Below are 14108 nucleotides of genomic sequence, written 5' to 3' on the forward strand. Positions count from 1 at the left end.
GCCCCGTGGGACTACCTCGGCGCCCTTCTCATCTGCCGCGAGGCGGGCGCCACGGTCATCGGCCTCGACGAGCGCCCACTGCACGACCTCGCTGCGCCCCTGCGACGGCCCATCGTCGCCGGGGCCACCGACGAGCTCGCCACCGCCCTGGCCGAGCGCTACCGCCGCACCGGTCCGCTCCCCGCGTACGACGCCCCGCCCGACCGCTGACCCCCGTCTCGCGCGGCTGCTGACCCGTGGGGCCTGACCGCCGGGCCACCGGTCCACCGGGCGATCGCGACAGAACGGCTTCGGCCGTCCGGGTCGGCGGTCCTGTCGTGCTGAGGCACCGGTGTGCAGCATGACGCGGCCAGGGCGATGAGCGGGGTCGTAGGCTGACCCGATGCACCCGGGGCTGCACCGCGCTCTCCTGCAGCTCTTCCGCCGGCTGCCCGTCTCAGCCCGCCGCCGCGTGGTGCGCACCGTGTCCCCCTCGTTCACCGTCGGGTCCATGTGCTTCATCGAGCGCGCCGACGGCGACCTGCTGCTCGTCCAGCACTCCTACCGCCGACGATGGGGTGTGCCGGGGGGCCTCCTGGAGCGGGGTGAGGACCCGGCGGACGCCGCCATCCGCGAGGTCCGCGAGGAGGTCGGGCTCGACGTCGTCCTGCTCGGCGAGCCCGCCGTCGTCGTCGACCCGATCCCCCAGAGGGTCGACATCGTCTACCGGGCGCGCCTCGCCCCGGGCTGCGACCCCGACCGGGCGGAGCCCCGGAGCCCCGAGATCGTCGCCCTGGCGTGGTTCGCACCTCGGGACCTGCCCGAGCTGCAGCACGAGACGGCGAGCGCGTTCGTCGTCCTGGCCCGGGGGCGCCGCGCCGGCGAGACCGAACGCCAGACCGTCCGCACGCCCGGTCACCGCGACTGAGAGGCCGAGCTGCGCCGCCCGGCGCCCGCTTCTGACCGGCGGGCCGGGGTGGCCCGGTGAGCTGGCGCGCGGGCCGATGGGCGGGGCCCGACCCGGCGGTCCCGCCTCTCCGACTGCCGTGGAAGGGGCCGGTAGCGTGGCCTTGCGGCGGCCCCCGGGTGCCGCACCCCCAGGGGGCGTAGCTCAGTTGGCGAGAGCGTCCGGCTTACACCCGGAAGGTCGTCGGTTCGATCCCGGCCGCCCCCACCAGGTCACGGTTGTTCCCACCAGGTCCCGGTCGCCCCCAGGGCCGATCCCCAGGGCGATCGTCGGGCGCCTTCCGTTGCGTGCCACCCGGCCGCTCGTCCGTTCTGGGTGCAGGACCCAGCCACGGCCCGAATGCTGCACACAGAAGCGATCCCGCCCGGGCGACACCACGGTTCCGATCAGCGGAAGGCGCTCGCCACCTCGGTCGAGAAGCGGTCGAGGGCCTCGGTGCGCCCGCCGACGTCGCCCCACATCCAGTCGGGCACGATCAGCTCGTCCAGCCCGGCCTCCGCGTAGGCCCCGACCTGGTCGACCACCTCGGCCGGCGTGCCGATGAGCGTCGGGCGATCCGACGGCTCGTCCCGCAGCCGGGCCGCCTCCGCGGGGTCGTCGACGAGGGTGACGAGGGCCTGGGTCGAGCGCCGGATCGAGGCCGGGTCGCGGTCGACGTCGTCACAGTGGCGGGCGAGGACCTCGCTGCGGTGCCGGAGCTGCGCGACGGTGGCCCACGAGTTCCACTCATCCGCGAACCGGGCCGCGATCCGCAGACCCCGCTTCTCGCCCTTGGCCCCGATGAGGATCGGCATCCGGCCGTCGGGCGGGGTCGGGGCGCAGGGGGCATCGGTGAGCTGGTAGTGGCGGCCGGCGAAGGTGGTGCGGTCGTTGGTGACGAGGGCGCGGATGGCCTCGCAGGCCTCCTCGTAGCGGTCGAGGCGCGTGCCGGTGTCGAAGAGGTCGATCCCGTAGGCGTGGTGCTCGTTCACCTGCCAGCCGGCCCCGAGGCCGAGCACGAAGCGCCCCCCGGTGATGTGGTCGAGCGTCACGGCGCTCTTGGCCACGACCGCCGGGTGGCGGTAGGTGTTGCCCAGCACGAGCGGGCCCAGGCGCAGCCGCTCGGTGCGGGCCGCCAGGGCGCCCAGGGCGGTGAACACCTCGAGGATCGGGGCGTCGTCGGGCTCGCCGCCGGCCCGGTCACCCATGAAGTGGTCCATGACGTAGGCGCCGTCCCACCCCGTGCGGTCGCAGTGGGCGACCACCTCGGCCATGGCGTCGAAGCCGGACATGGGGGAAGGCCACACCGAGAAGCGCATGGGTCCATGTGACCACATCGCGCCGCCGCACCGCGACGGCTGTCGACGGGCTCGGCGCGTCGCTCAGGTGGTGGTCGCGGTGGCGAGGGCAACGCGCACCATGTCGTCGAACGACCGCTGGCGCTCATCGGTCGAGAGGTGCTCGTCGTCGACGAGGTGATCCGAAACGGTCAGGAGGGCGAGGGCCCGCACGCCGGTCTCGGCGGCCACGCCGTAGATGCCGGCGGCCTCCATCTCGACCGCGAGGTGCCCGAGGCGCGCGGCCCGGTCGTTGATGGTCGGGTCCGGGGCGTAGAAGAGGTCGGAGGTGAACACGGGGCCGACCCGCACGGCCACGTCGTGGGCGACAGCGGCGTCGACCGCAGCGCGGGCCAGGTCGAAGTCGGCGACCGCCGCGAGGTCGTGGCCGTCGAAGCGGATGCGGTTGACGTTCGAGTCCGTCGAGGCGCCCAGGGCCACGACCACGCTGCGCAGGGGCAGGTCGCTCCGCAGAGAGCCGCACGAGCCGATGCGGATCAGCGCCGTGACGCCGTAGGCGCGCACCAGCTCGGTGGCGTAGATCGAACACGACGGGATGCCCATGCCGTGAGCCATCACGGAGACGGGCCGGCCCTCGAAGGTGCCGGTGAAGCCCTCCATGCTGCGCACGTCGGTGACGAGCCGGGCGTCGGTGAGGAACGTCTCGGCGATGTGGCGGGCACGACGCGGGTCACCGGGCATGAGGCACACCGGCGCGAAGTCGCCGGGCGCGGCGGAGATGTGGGGCGTGGGCACGGGAGCTCCGGGGGCAGGGCGTCGGTGAGGCGCCGACGGTAGCGGGGGAGCCTGCCCGGGTGGGGGGCCAGCTCAGCCCTCGGCGGCGGGGCGTGCCGCGTGGCGCAGCCGGGGCACGAGGCCCCCCTCGCCGAGGGCCCGCAGGGCGCGCAGCTCCGAGACGTCGACGACCACGGCGTCGTCGGGCTCGCGGTTGCAGATGAAGGTGACCACGCAGTCGTCGCACGCGGCGGTGTGCTGGAGAGCGCAGTCGGTGCAGCTGATGGTGAGCGGCTCGGGCGTGGGCACGGCGAGATCCTCCGGGGATGCCAGGTGGGTTGCGGGACCCATCTTGACGAGGGGGTGTGACAACGGGGTCGCCGCTCGCCCACGATGGGGGCCATGGCCGTCGACACCGCCCCCTCGGCCCTGGCCGCGCTGGTCCGTCGCGCCGCCGAGGCCGGTGAGGCCGCCGGGCTCGATGCCATCGGCGTGGCCACCGCCGAGCCGTTCGCGGGAACCCGGCGCGACCTCGAGGAGCGGCGGGCCGCCGGGCTGCACGGCGGCATGCAGTTCACCTACCGGAACCCGGCGCGCTCCACCGACCCGCGCGCCACGCTGCCATCGGCCCGGGCCCTGGTGGCCGGAGCCCGCTCTTACGCCGGAGCGCCGCCCGAGCCGGTGCCGGGCGACCGGCCTCAGGGCCGCGTCGCCCGCTACGCGTGGGGCGATCACTACGCCGCGCTGCGCGAGGGCCTCGACGCTGTCGCCGCCGTGCTGCGAGACGAGGGCTGGAAGGCCGTCGTGCTCGTCGACCAGAACAACCTCGTCGACCGGGCCTCGGCCGAGCGTGCCGGGCTGGGCTGGTACGGCAAGAGCAGCTTGCTGCTCCTCCCGGGCGCCGGCAGCTGGTTCGTCCTCGGCTCGGTGCTCACCGACGCCCCGCTCGCCCCCGCCGCCCCCGAGGCGGTCGCCGACGGGTGCGGCGCGTGCACCCGTTGCGTCACCGCGTGCCCCACCGGGGCCATCGTCGCCCCTGGCGTCGTCGATGCCCGCCGGTGCCTGGCCTGGATCGTGCAGGCCCCCGGCCCGGTGCCGCGCGAGTGGCGCGAGGCCATGGACGACCGGATCTACGGCTGCGACGACTGCCAGGACGCGTGTCCACCGAACCGGGTCGAGCTCCGTCGCCACCGGCGCGCCGACCCTGCGACGTCGGCGGTCGAGGAGCCGGAGGAGCCTGCAGGGCCCGCCGACCTGACGGAACCAGCGGTCGAGGAGCCCGACGGGTCGGCCTGGGTCGACCTGCTCGGCCTGCTGGCTGCGGAGGACACCGCCCTCCTCGAACGCCACGGCCGTTGGTACATCGCCGGCCGCGATCCCCGTTGGATCCGGCGCAACGCGCTCGTCGCCCTCGGCAACGCCGCCGACCCGGACGACGAGCGGGTCGCCGCCGCACTGCGAGGGGTGCTGGCGGGTGACGACGACCTGCTCGCCGCCCACGCCGCGTGGGCCGCCCGGCGCCTCGGTCGCGACGACCTCCTCGTCGCCCTCGACCCCGACGCCGGACCCGAGGTGCGCGTCGAGCTCGCCTCGCCGGCGCCGAGCGTCCGTCGCCCGCCGGACCGGCCGCTCGGCACCCCGTACCTCGGACCCGAGTCCCCCGTCGTGGCGGACACGGGTCCAGGGTCGCGGGAGGGCACCGGGTGAGGCACCTGCTCGTCACCAACGACTTCCCCCCGAAGGACGGCGGCATCCAGCAGTACCTCTGGGAGCTGTGGCGCCGCCTGCCGGTCGAAGAGGTCACGGTGCTGACCACGCCCCATCCGGATTCCGCGGCGTGGGACCGGACCCAGGGCTACCGCATCGAGCGCACCCCCGAACGGGTGCTGTTGCCGACGCGGTCGCTGGCCGCCCGGATCGACCGCCTCGCGGCCGAGGTCGACGCCCAGGTGGTGCTGCTCGACCCTGCGCTGCCACTCGGCCACCTGGGACCCCGCCTCGAGCGCCCCTACGCGGTGGTCCTCCACGGCGCCGAGGTCACCGTGCCCGGGAGGGTGCCGGGGCTCCGGTCCGGGCTGGCGCGGGTGCTCGTCGGCGCCGAGCTGGTGGTCGCCGGGGGCGGCTACCCGGCCGATGAGGCCGAACGGGCGGCGCGGCGCGGCCTACCGGCGGTGATCGTGCCGCCCGGGGTCGACACCGAGCGCTTCGCCCCACCATCGGCCGCCGACCGCCTGGCCACCCGGACCCGCCTCGGGGTGGCCCCCGACGACGAGGTCGTGATGTCGATCAGTCGGCTCGTGCCCCGCAAGGGGATGGACGTGCTCATCGACGCCGCCGCCCTGCTCGCCCCCCGACGGCCCCGCCTCCGGGTGTTGATCGGCGGCGGAGGGCGCGACGAGGCCCGCCTGGCGCGCCGCATCCGCCGCACCGGCGCTCCCGTCCAGATGCTCGGCCGCTTCGCCGAGGACGACAAGGCCGCCCTCTACGGCGCGGCCGACCTCTTCGCCATGCTGTGTCGCAACCGGTGGGCGGGACTCGAGCAGGAGGGGTTCGGCATCGTCTTCCTCGAGGCCGCGGCGTGCGGCGTTCCCCAGGTCGCCGGGGCCAGCGGGGGAGCGGCCGAGGCCGTGGCCGACGGCGTGACCGGCACCGTCGTCGCCGACCCCACCGACGCCGCAGCCGTGGCCGCAGCCATCGAGATCTGCCTCGACGACGAGACGCGGCGAACGGCCGCCGGTCGGGCCGCCCGGGCGCGCGCCGTCGCCGAGTTCTCCTACGACGGCCTGGCCCGCACGCTCCACGACGCCCTCTGCGCTCTCGTCCTCTGACGGTCATTTCGCACTTTTCGTGCTGAGGGGTGGAAGTTGAACGCTCTGCGTGGCAGATTGCCCTCCATCAACCGCGCAGGGTCACGTCGCAGTCAATCTGACGACGGAGAGTCAACGATCGAGAGGGACGGCGACATGGGGGAGAACCGCAAGATGAGCTCCGGCGTGCAGGGGACGCAGCCGACCGTCGCTCCTGCGGCCCGCCGCCGCACCGTCACCCGTCGGGTGCTGGGCGCCGCGGTGCTGTTGCTCGGTGGCCTGGGCCTGGCCGGCGTGCCCAGCCCCCAAGCGGCCTCGGCCGCGGGACCGGCCCACCCGACCCTCGTGGCCGACCTGCCCACGACGACCACCCCGCATGTCACCAACGGCGAGGTGCGCAGCGTCGCGGTGGCCGGTGACACCGTGGTGCTGGGCGGCAGCTTCACTGCCTCGACCGATCCCGGCGGCACCGTCGTCAACCGCTCGCACCTGCTGGCCTACGACAAGGCCACCGGCCGCATCCGTCGGGACTGGGCCCCTCAGCTCGACAGCGAGGTCTTCAAGGTCGTCGCCGCGCCCGACGGCCAGTCCGTCTACGTGGCCGGCCGCTTCAACCGGGTCGACGGCGTCACCCAGTACAAGGTGGCCCGCCTCTCGATCGCGGATGGACGGCCGTTGCCGTTCGCCTCTGGCGTCGATGCGGTGGTGACCTCCATGGCCCTGGTGGGCGACCGCCTCTTCATCGGCGGTGTGTTCAAGAACGTCCAGGGCCGGACGCGTCGCGTGGCCGCCCTCGACGCCAACACCGGCGTCATCGACGACGACATGAGCGTGGCCTTCGAGGGCACCCACCGGGGCGGGGACGGCAAGATCTGGTCGATCGAGCCCTCGCCCGACGGCCAGCACGTCGTCGTCGTGGGCAGCTTCGCCACCGTCGACGGCCAGCCCCGCAACCAGGTCGCCAAGCTGAACACCAACGGTGGGGGCGCCGTCACACTGTCGCCCTGGTCCACCACCTCGTTCTCGGGGTACTGCGCCAGCTTCAGCGACTACGTCCGCGACGTCTCCTTCAGCCCTGACGGCTCGTACTTCGTGATCGTCACCACCGGCGCCAAGGGCACCGGGCTGAACGGCACCTGCGACTCGGTGTCGCGGTGGGCGAACACCGAGGTGCCCAACAGCACCAACACCTGGATCATGTACTCCGGCGGCGACAGCCACTACTCGGTCGAGGCGACGGGTGCGGCCATCTACGTGGGCGGCCACTTCCGCTGGTCGAACAACCCCTACGGCACCGACTCGCTCGGAGCCGGCGGTGTCGGCACCGAGGGCATCTCGGCCCTCGACCCGGCCAACGGCCTCCCCCTGTCGTGGAACCCAGGCCGCGACCGGGGCCGAGCTGTCTGGCAGATCCTCGCCACGCCCGACGGCATCTACGTCGCCAGCGACACCGACCGCATCGCGCGGTACCTCTACCGCGGCCGCGTCGCCTTCTTCCCCCTGGCCGGTGACCGCCCCGTGCCCCAGCCGGCGTGCGCCACGCTGCCGCTGGCCCTCGACCAGTACGCCCCGGCCGGCGGCGGCAACCCGGCTCGGGTGCTGTCACGCTCCTTCGACGGCAGCACCGTCGGGGCGCCGGCGACGGCGGTGGCCGACGCCTCGGCCCTCTCCGGGGTCCGGACGTCGTTCTACGCCAACGGCATCCTCTACACCGCCCACTCCGACGGCACGTTGCGGGCGCGCTCCTTCGACGGCACCCGCCTCGGCGCCGCCGTCACCGTCGACCTGCAGCGGATGACCGCCTTCGCCAGCGACCTGGCCAACATGAACGGCGCCGTCTACGACGACGGCCGGCTCTACTACACCGTCAACGGCTCGAACACGCTCTACATGCGGTACTTCAGCACCGAGAACCGCGTGGTCGGGGCCCAGCGCTTCGATGCGGCCTCGTCCTCCGGAGGGCACCAGTACAGCCAGGTCGGCGGCATGGTGCTCGCCGGTGACCAGCTCTACTTCGTCAACCGCGAGAGCGGCACCCTGGTCCGCGCCGCGTGGAGCCCGACCGGCGGCATCGACCCCGCCACCCGCACCACCGTGAGCAACGCCAACGCCGGGGGCGTCAGCTGGACCAGCACCGTGCTCTGGGCCCGGCAGGGCGACGTGGCGAACCAGCCGCCCGTCGCCGCCTCGTCGGTCACCTGCACCGGCCGGTCGTGCTCGTTCGACGCCTCGGGTTCGACCGATCCCGACGGCACCGTCGAGGCCGTCACCTGGGCCTTCGGTGACGGGGCCACGGCGTCAGGCGCCACGGCCACCCACACCTACGCCGAGGACGGCACCTACACCGTCGCCGCCACGGTCACCGACGACGACGGCGCCACGGCCATCGCCACCCGGACGGTCACCGTCGCGGATCTGGCGCCCACCGCGGACTTCACCGCCTCGTGCGCCGATGCCTCGTGCGCCGTCGACGGCTCGGCCTCGTCGGACCCCGACGGTGACATCGACGACTACGCCTGGGACTTCGGCGACGGCGGCACCGCCACCGGCCCGACCGCCGCCCACACCTATGCCGCCTCCGGCGACCACACGATCACCCTGACCGTCACCGACGACGCCGGTCAGACGGCCACGACCACGCGGGACGTCACTGCAACGGTCGCCGCCGGGCGCGGCTTCATCGGCACCACCGCCTCGACGGGCCAGACCACCTCGACGATCGACCGGGTCACCGTGCCCGGTGACGTGAGGGCCGGGGACCAGCTCCTCGTGTACGCCACGTCCAACTCACCGGGTACCGCCGGGCTCGACGCGTCGGCCGGGTGGACCCGGGCGCTCGACGCCAACACCACGGGGAGCCGCTCGGCGGTCTTCACCCGCACCGCCACCGCAGCTGATGCCGGCTCGACGGTGACGGTCACCACCGAGCGGCTCTCCAAGACCGACGTCGTGCTCGTCGCCTACCGGGGCCTGGTGCTCGATCCCGGCGGAGCCACCGCGGCCACCGGGTACACCACGCCGTCGGCCACCGCGCCCCTCGGGGCGTGGGTGCTGTCGTACTGGGCCGACAAGTCGGCGACAACCACCGAGTGGACCGCGCCGGCCGGCGTCACGACCCGTCACTCCTTCGCCGGCACCGGGGCGGGCCACGTGTCGGAGCTGCTGGCCGACGCCGTGGCCACCACCGCGGGGTCCACGCCGGCCCGTACCGCCACGGTCGCCGCCCCGGTGACCAACGCGGTGGCGCTCACCGTCGTCCTCCGTCCCGTCTGAGGCCAGGCCTCAGCGATGCGGCCTGCGCCCCATCGCGGAGAACGATGCGCGGACCAGTGGCCGCCTGCTCCCTATCCTGAGGCCGTGGACCTGCCGCTGGACCTCGACGACGTGCGGGGCGCCCTGCGCGACCACGGCGTGGTGTTCGCGCTGCTCTTCGGCAGCCACGCAACCGGCCAGGCCCACGGAGGCTCTGACGTCGACGTCGCCGTGTGGGCCGACGGACCGGTCGACGACTGGCGGCTGCGCGGCGCCCTGCCCGACGCCGTCGACCTCGTCGATCTCACCGGCGCACCGGAGGGCCTGGCCGGCCGGGTGGCCATGACCGGCGTCGTGGTGCTCGACGACGATCCCCCCCGGCGGATCCGCTGGCAGGCCGAGACCCGCAAGCGCCACCTCGACGAGGCCTTCCGACGCGAACGGTTCCGGCGCGACTTCGTCGCCGCCCATGGCACGACTACGCCGAGGTCGACGACCGCCGCGTCGTCGCCCACCTCCAGCACCTCGACGCCCTCCGTCGGTTCGTGGCCGCCATGACGGCGGTGGTGGACGACGGACCCGGGCCCCACGACCAGCGGCGCTGACCGAGCGCCCCCCGGGCCTCGGCCGACCGGACTCGACGGGGCGGGGGCCGGCGGGCAGGATCGGACGTCGTGTCCGGCCCGTCCACCCTCGCCGCCGCCCTGGTCCGCGCCCTGCGCGCCCACGGCTCGCGCCCGGCGGCGGTCGGCGCGGGGGCGCCCTCGTGGGCGACGGTCGCCGACGGTGCCCGTCACCTGGCCCTGGGGTTGCACGAGGCCGGGCTGAGCGGCCGCCGGGTCGCGGTCGACCCCACCGGTGCGCCCCACGAGGTCGTGGGACGCGAGGTGGCGGTGCTGGCCGCAGGGGCCGTGCTGACCGCACCGGGGACCGGCGAGCTCGACGCCCGGCTCACGCACACGACAATGACCGTGCTCGGGCCTGACCCGACCACGTCGTCGCGGAGCGAGATCGAACGGGCCGGACGAAGGGCCGACCGCGACCGTCCCGCCGAGGCCGAGGAGCTCCTGGCCACCATCGAGCCGTCGGGCCCGGCCCTCGCCGGCGTCGACCACACCGTCAGCCAGGCGGAGGCCCTGTGGGCCCTGCGCGCTGTCGACCGGTGGCTGGGCCCGAGCCTGAACGCGATGGCGGCCGAGCTCGTCGTGGTCGTCGGTGGGGGACCGGCGGGCTCGGAGCTGTCGCTCGCCCTCCTCGGTCGCTGGTGGCCGGCGTCCAGCGGCGCCGCGCTGGTCGGGGTAGACGGATCCGCGACCGCCACCGTGGCATCCCACCGACCGACCGTCGCGATCCTGGGGCCCGACGATTGGGCTGAGCTGGCCGGCGGGGTGCGACGCACCGCAGACCGGTCGCTCGGCGGGCCGGCGTTGCTGCGGCGGGGGCGGGTCGTGGTGGCGGGTGAGTCGACCACTCGCCGCGACCGGACCGGCCTCGTCGTGGCCCGGCGCTGGGCCGGACCGCGGGTGCGCGGCGGCGCCGGCCTCGACCAGCTCGTGGCGGGTGTGTCGCTCGGCCCGCTCGCCCCCGGAGCCGCCCGCGACCTGACCGTCGCCTCGGTGCCGGTGACCCCGACGTGGCTCGAGCCCGGCGTGCTGGCCCCGGTCGCCGCCGGTCCCGTCACCCGGCCTCAGCCCGCGACGTGCTGGGGGCGGCCGCTGCCGGGGCGCAGCGTCGAGGTCGCTCCCGGGCGCACGACCGTGCACGGCGGCGATGTCGGCGGCGGCCGCGACGTGTCGACCCGCGTGCGCGTCGACCCCCGAGGCCGGGTGCGGCTCCCGGGCGTCGCCCGGGCCCCCTGGGGCGAGCCCGTCGCCGGGAGCCGGCCGTGACCTCGCCCCGTCCCATTGCCGCGGACCGGCCATGGGAACGGCGGTCCGCGGGCGACGGCTCGGGGCTCATCCTCCTGTCGTGGATCGGCACCGTCACCGCCGTCGTCACCTGCGGGGTCAACGCCGTCACCGGCGACCGCGACGCCTACCTCCTCTCGGCCGGGCCCGCCCTGGTCCTCTTCGCCGCCGGCAGTGGTGCCTTCCTCTGGGCCTTCGCGGTGGCGGTCCAGCGCAGTCGCCACGAGGTCATCGGCGTCGGCGGGCTCTACTTCCTGGCCGGCTGCGCCCCCCCGGCGGTGCAACGATCGATGCTCGCGTCGTTGGGGGTGCAGGCGACGGTCCCCCTCGGCGTGGCCGTCGCCCGCCCCTTCACCGCCTTCGGCGTGCTGGCGCCGATGTGGGCCCTGGGGCTGGCCGGGCTGTGGGGAGCCCGTCATGGCCGGTTCCCCGCCCGCCGCGACGAGGGCCACGGAGGGGACGCGTCCGCCGACCCCTCCGATGCAGCAGACTGCACCGCGGACGAGTCCTAGAACGGAGGCGCCACCGATGGGTGATTCGGTCCGAGAGCACATGACCATCACGGCCCCGCCGGCCGAGGTGCTGGAGGTGCTGCTGGCCATCGAGCGGTACCCGGAGTGGGCTCGCGACCTGAAGGCGGCCGATGTCTTGGGGCGCGACGACGACGGCCGGGTGACCGAGGCGCGGTTCCGGGCCGCCGGCTTCGGCTACAGCACCCAGTACACCCTCGCCTACGACCACTCGGTCAACGGCCGGCTGGCCTGGGTGCTCACCCAGGGCGACGTGACCCGCAAGCTCGACGGCCACTACGACCTGGTCGACAACGGCGACGGCACCACCGACGTGGCCTATGAGCTCGAGGCCGAGCTGATCCTCCCCATCCCCGGCTTCGTGAAGCGCCGCACCTCGCACAAGATCACCCACACCGCGCTGCGCGAGCTGAAGGCCCGGGTCGAGGGCGACCCCGGGCTCGAGGCGTGACCGAGCCGACCGGTCTCCCCGGCCCCACCCGATGAGCGGCGCCCGGCCGTCCGGACGGACGCTGCTCTTCACCGGCAAGGGCGGCGTGGGGAAGACGACCGTCGCGGCGGCAACCGCGCTGCGCTGTGCGGAGGCAGGGAAGCGCACCATCGTCTTGTCGACCGACCCGGCCCACTCGCTGTCGGACTCCCTCGACCTCGCCCTCGGCACCCGACCCACCCCGGTGGCGGACGGGCTCTGGGGCCAGCAGCTCGACGCCCGGGAGCGCATGGAGGAGGCGTGGGGAGACATCCAGGGCTGGCTGACCGACGTGTTCGAGTGGGCCGGCGTCGACGGCATCGAGGCCGAGGAGCTGGCTCTGCTGCCCGGGCTCGAGGAGGTCTTCGGCCTCGTCGACATCAAGACCTACGCGGACTCGGGCGAGTGGGACGTCATCGTGGTCGACTGCGCGCCCACGGCCGAGACGATCCGGTTGCTGTCACTGCCCGACGTGTTGCGCTGGTACATGCAACGGGTGTTCCCGACCAGCCGACGCCTGCACCGGGCGGTGGCCCCGGTCCTGTCGCGGGTGACCTCGCTGCCCGTCGCCGGTGACCGGGTCTTCGGCTCGGCGGAGCGGTTCTACGCCCAGCTCGACGGGGTCAAGGAGGTGCTGGCCGACACCGTCCGCACCAGCGTCCGCCTGGTCGTCAACCCCGAGAAGATGGTGATCGCCGAAGCCCGGCGCACCGCCACCTACCTCGCCCTCTTCGGCTACGGCGTCGACGCGGTGGTGGCCAACCGCCTGTTGCCCGACGCCGTGTCCGACCCGTGGTTCGACCGGTGGAAGGCCCTTCACGCCGAACACCTCGTGGCGATCGACGAGGGCTTCGCGCCCCTGCCGGTCCTGCGCTCGGAGCTGGCGGGCGAAGAGGTCGTGGGCCTCGATCGACTGCGGGCGTTCGGCGCCGCGCTCTACGGCGAGGCCGACCCGTCGACCCGTCTCCACGATGGCGAGCCGATGCGCATCATGGCCCGAGGGGACGACGTGGAGCTGCAGCTCGACCTCCCGTTCGCCGACAAGGACGAGCTGGAGCTCGGTCGCCACGGCGACGAGCTGCTCGTGGCCGTCGGCCCCTACCGGCGGGCCATCGTGCTGCCCGACTCGATGCACCGCCGGACGGTGACCGGGGCCGGGCTCCGCGACGGGCACCTCCGGGTGACCTTTGGAGTCGAGACGCCACCGCGACCGACAGGAGCGAGACGATGAGGGGCGACGAACCGATCCCCGATGACCCGATCCCCGATGAACCGATCCCCGATGAACCGATCCCCGATGACCCGATCCCCGACGAGGATCCCCGGCGCGGGGAAGATCCTCAAGAACCGGCCGCGGGCCGCCGATCAGGGGAGGACGATCAGCGTTCGCCGCCCGGGGTCGACGCCCTGCAAACGGCGGCACGGGAGGCGATCGACGCCACCCGCGCCCTCCTGGACGCCGCGGAGGCCCTGGTGAACGATCCTGAGGTGGTGGACCGAGTGGGATCGGTGGTGCGCGCCGCCACCGGCGCCGCCGCCCGTGCCGCCCGGGACGCCGGCTCGGCCGCTCGACCCGGACCCCGCGATCACCCTGACGACGGCGATGACGACGGGGTGCAGCGCATCCCGGTCGTCTGAGGAGACACCAGATGAGGATCCTGCAGCTCACCGGCGGAACGCCCCGGCCCTGGGGCATCGACCTGAACCCCCGGCTCACGGTTGTCCACGGCCTGCCCGAGGACATCACCGCGCCCGTCCGGGCCGCCATCGACGCCCTCGTCCGCGCTCGCCTCAGCGGCCCCGAGCTGGCGGCGGCCGGCCTGGACGGCGGCTCCGTGCTCGTCGCCGGGACCGAGGTGCCGATCGGTGACCTCGCCGAGCACACCCGTGGTCTGGTGCCCTCCACCCCGCTCACCCACGCCGACCTGGTGAGCCCGGCCCTCGCCCTGGACGCCGGCCGCGCTCGCGCCCTCGACGCGGAGGTCGCCTCCGCCTCCGCCGCCCTCGGCGACGCCGAGGACGACCTGGCGGAGGCCCGCACCGCTTGGGAGGCGGCCCGCGCCGCCCGCTCCGAGCGCATCGCGGCCGGATGGCGCGATCGGGAGACCGCCGCCGGGGCTCTGCGCGCCGCCCGCCAACGCGTCGC

Annotated in this window: 14 protein-coding genes, 1 tRNA gene and 1 pseudogene; 13 read left to right on the forward strand and 3 right to left on the reverse strand. The window is 74.6% G+C overall.

The features are described from left to right. The 3 genes and pseudogenes from VNL12_RS17205 to VNL12_RS17215 all read left to right on the forward strand — a co-directional run. Positions 1 to 210, forward strand: a pseudogene (locus VNL12_RS17205) (hypothetical protein); the annotation flags it as partial. A 172-nt stretch (positions 211 to 382) separates the two neighbouring features. Continuing rightward, positions 383 to 907: an NUDIX hydrolase gene (locus tag VNL12_RS17210; protein ID WP_325596176.1), complete on the forward strand. Its 525-nt coding sequence runs from the start codon at positions 383 to 385 to the stop codon at positions 905 to 907. A gap of 172 nt (positions 908 to 1079) precedes the next feature. Beyond that, positions 1080 to 1156 (forward strand) — tRNA-Val (locus VNL12_RS17215). Between the two features lie 176 nt (positions 1157 to 1332). Here VNL12_RS17215 and VNL12_RS17220 read toward each other — a convergent pair. From VNL12_RS17220 to VNL12_RS17230, 3 genes are all read right to left on the reverse strand, one after another. Next, complete coding sequence (locus tag VNL12_RS17220; RefSeq protein WP_325596177.1) at positions 1333 to 2262, reverse strand: TIGR03560 family F420-dependent LLM class oxidoreductase; 930 nt, start codon at positions 2260 to 2262, stop codon at positions 1333 to 1335. Positions 2263 to 2307: 45 nt separating this feature from the next. Then, positions 2308 to 3018, reverse strand: coding sequence for a purine-nucleoside phosphorylase (deoD, locus tag VNL12_RS17225; protein WP_325596178.1), 711 nt, complete (start codon positions 3016 to 3018; stop codon positions 2308 to 2310). Between the two features lie 72 nt (positions 3019 to 3090). Then, positions 3091 to 3306 (reverse strand): hypothetical protein, encoded by a 216-nt coding sequence (locus VNL12_RS17230; RefSeq protein WP_325596179.1) that lies wholly within the window; start codon positions 3304 to 3306, stop codon positions 3091 to 3093. A gap of 93 nt (positions 3307 to 3399) precedes the next feature. Between VNL12_RS17230 and queG the strand changes: the two genes are divergently transcribed. The 10 genes from queG to VNL12_RS17280 all read left to right on the forward strand — a co-directional run. After that, positions 3400 to 4704, forward strand: a complete 1305-nt coding sequence (queG, locus tag VNL12_RS17235; protein ID WP_325596180.1) for a tRNA epoxyqueuosine(34) reductase QueG — start codon at positions 3400 to 3402, stop codon at positions 4702 to 4704. Beyond that, positions 4701 to 5825 carry a glycosyltransferase family 4 protein gene (locus tag VNL12_RS17240; RefSeq protein ID WP_325596181.1) on the forward strand — a complete coding sequence of 375 codons (1125 nt, stop codon included), beginning with the start codon at positions 4701 to 4703 and terminating at the stop codon, positions 5823 to 5825. The genes queG and VNL12_RS17240 overlap by 4 nt, the downstream gene beginning before the upstream one ends. Before the next feature lie 135 nt (positions 5826 to 5960). Next, positions 5961 to 9077 (forward strand): PKD domain-containing protein, encoded by a 3117-nt coding sequence (locus VNL12_RS17245; protein WP_325596182.1) that lies wholly within the window; start codon positions 5961 to 5963, stop codon positions 9075 to 9077. A gap of 84 nt (positions 9078 to 9161) precedes the next feature. Then, positions 9162 to 9614, forward strand: a complete 453-nt coding sequence (gene mntA / locus VNL12_RS17250; RefSeq protein WP_325596183.1) for a type VII toxin-antitoxin system MntA family adenylyltransferase antitoxin — start codon at positions 9162 to 9164, stop codon at positions 9612 to 9614. Positions 9615 to 9730: 116 nt separating this feature from the next. Continuing rightward, the gene (locus tag VNL12_RS17255; protein ID WP_325596184.1) at positions 9731 to 10945 is read left to right on the forward strand and encodes a hypothetical protein; all 1215 of its coding nucleotides are present in this window, start codon (positions 9731 to 9733) and stop codon (positions 10943 to 10945) included. Beyond that, positions 10942 to 11475 (forward strand): hypothetical protein, encoded by a 534-nt coding sequence (locus VNL12_RS17260; protein WP_325596185.1) that lies wholly within the window; start codon positions 10942 to 10944, stop codon positions 11473 to 11475. Before VNL12_RS17255 ends, VNL12_RS17260 begins: the two co-directional genes overlap by 4 nt. Positions 11476 to 11491: 16 nt before the next feature. Further along, on the forward strand, positions 11492 to 11944 hold the full coding sequence (locus VNL12_RS17265; RefSeq protein WP_325596186.1) for an SRPBCC family protein: 453 nt from the start codon (positions 11492 to 11494) through the stop codon (positions 11942 to 11944). A gap of 31 nt (positions 11945 to 11975) precedes the next feature. Next, the gene (locus VNL12_RS17270; protein WP_325596187.1) at positions 11976 to 13193 is read left to right on the forward strand and encodes an ArsA family ATPase; all 1218 of its coding nucleotides are present in this window, start codon (positions 11976 to 11978) and stop codon (positions 13191 to 13193) included. After that, a complete protein-coding gene (locus VNL12_RS17275; RefSeq protein ID WP_325596188.1) occupies positions 13190 to 13600 on the forward strand; it encodes a hypothetical protein in 411 nt (136 codons plus the stop codon). The genes VNL12_RS17270 and VNL12_RS17275 overlap by 4 nt, the downstream gene beginning before the upstream one ends. 11 nt (positions 13601 to 13611) lie before the next feature. Then, on the forward strand, positions 13612 to 14108 hold a 497-nt coding region (locus VNL12_RS17280; protein WP_325596189.1), incomplete at its 3' end, for a hypothetical protein.

The organism is Iamia sp. (genome assembly GCF_035575815.1).
GTDB lineage: Bacteria > Actinomycetota > Acidimicrobiia > Acidimicrobiales > Iamiaceae > Iamia.

Bases quoted from the DNA above. Each gene is read 5' to 3' on its own strand.
- queG (WP_325596180.1), top strand. From the start codon at position 3,400: ATGGCCGTCGACACCGCCCCCTCGGCCCTGGCCGCGCTGGTCCGTCGC.
- VNL12_RS17265 (WP_325596186.1), top strand. From the start codon at position 11,492: ATGGGTGATTCGGTCCGAGAGCACATGACCATCACGGCCCCGCCGGCC.
- VNL12_RS17245 (WP_325596182.1), top strand. From the start codon at position 5,961: ATGGGGGAGAACCGCAAGATGAGCTCCGGCGTGCAGGGGACGCAGCCG.
- VNL12_RS17275 (WP_325596188.1), top strand. From the start codon at position 13,190: ATGAGGGGCGACGAACCGATCCCCGATGACCCGATCCCCGATGAACCG.
- VNL12_RS17220 (WP_325596177.1), bottom strand. From the start codon at position 2,262: ATGTGGTCACATGGACCCATGCGCTTCTCGGTGTGGCCTTCCCCCATG.
- VNL12_RS17270 (WP_325596187.1), top strand. From the start codon at position 11,976: ATGAGCGGCGCCCGGCCGTCCGGACGGACGCTGCTCTTCACCGGCAAG.
- VNL12_RS17210 (WP_325596176.1), top strand. From the start codon at position 383: ATGCACCCGGGGCTGCACCGCGCTCTCCTGCAGCTCTTCCGCCGGCTG.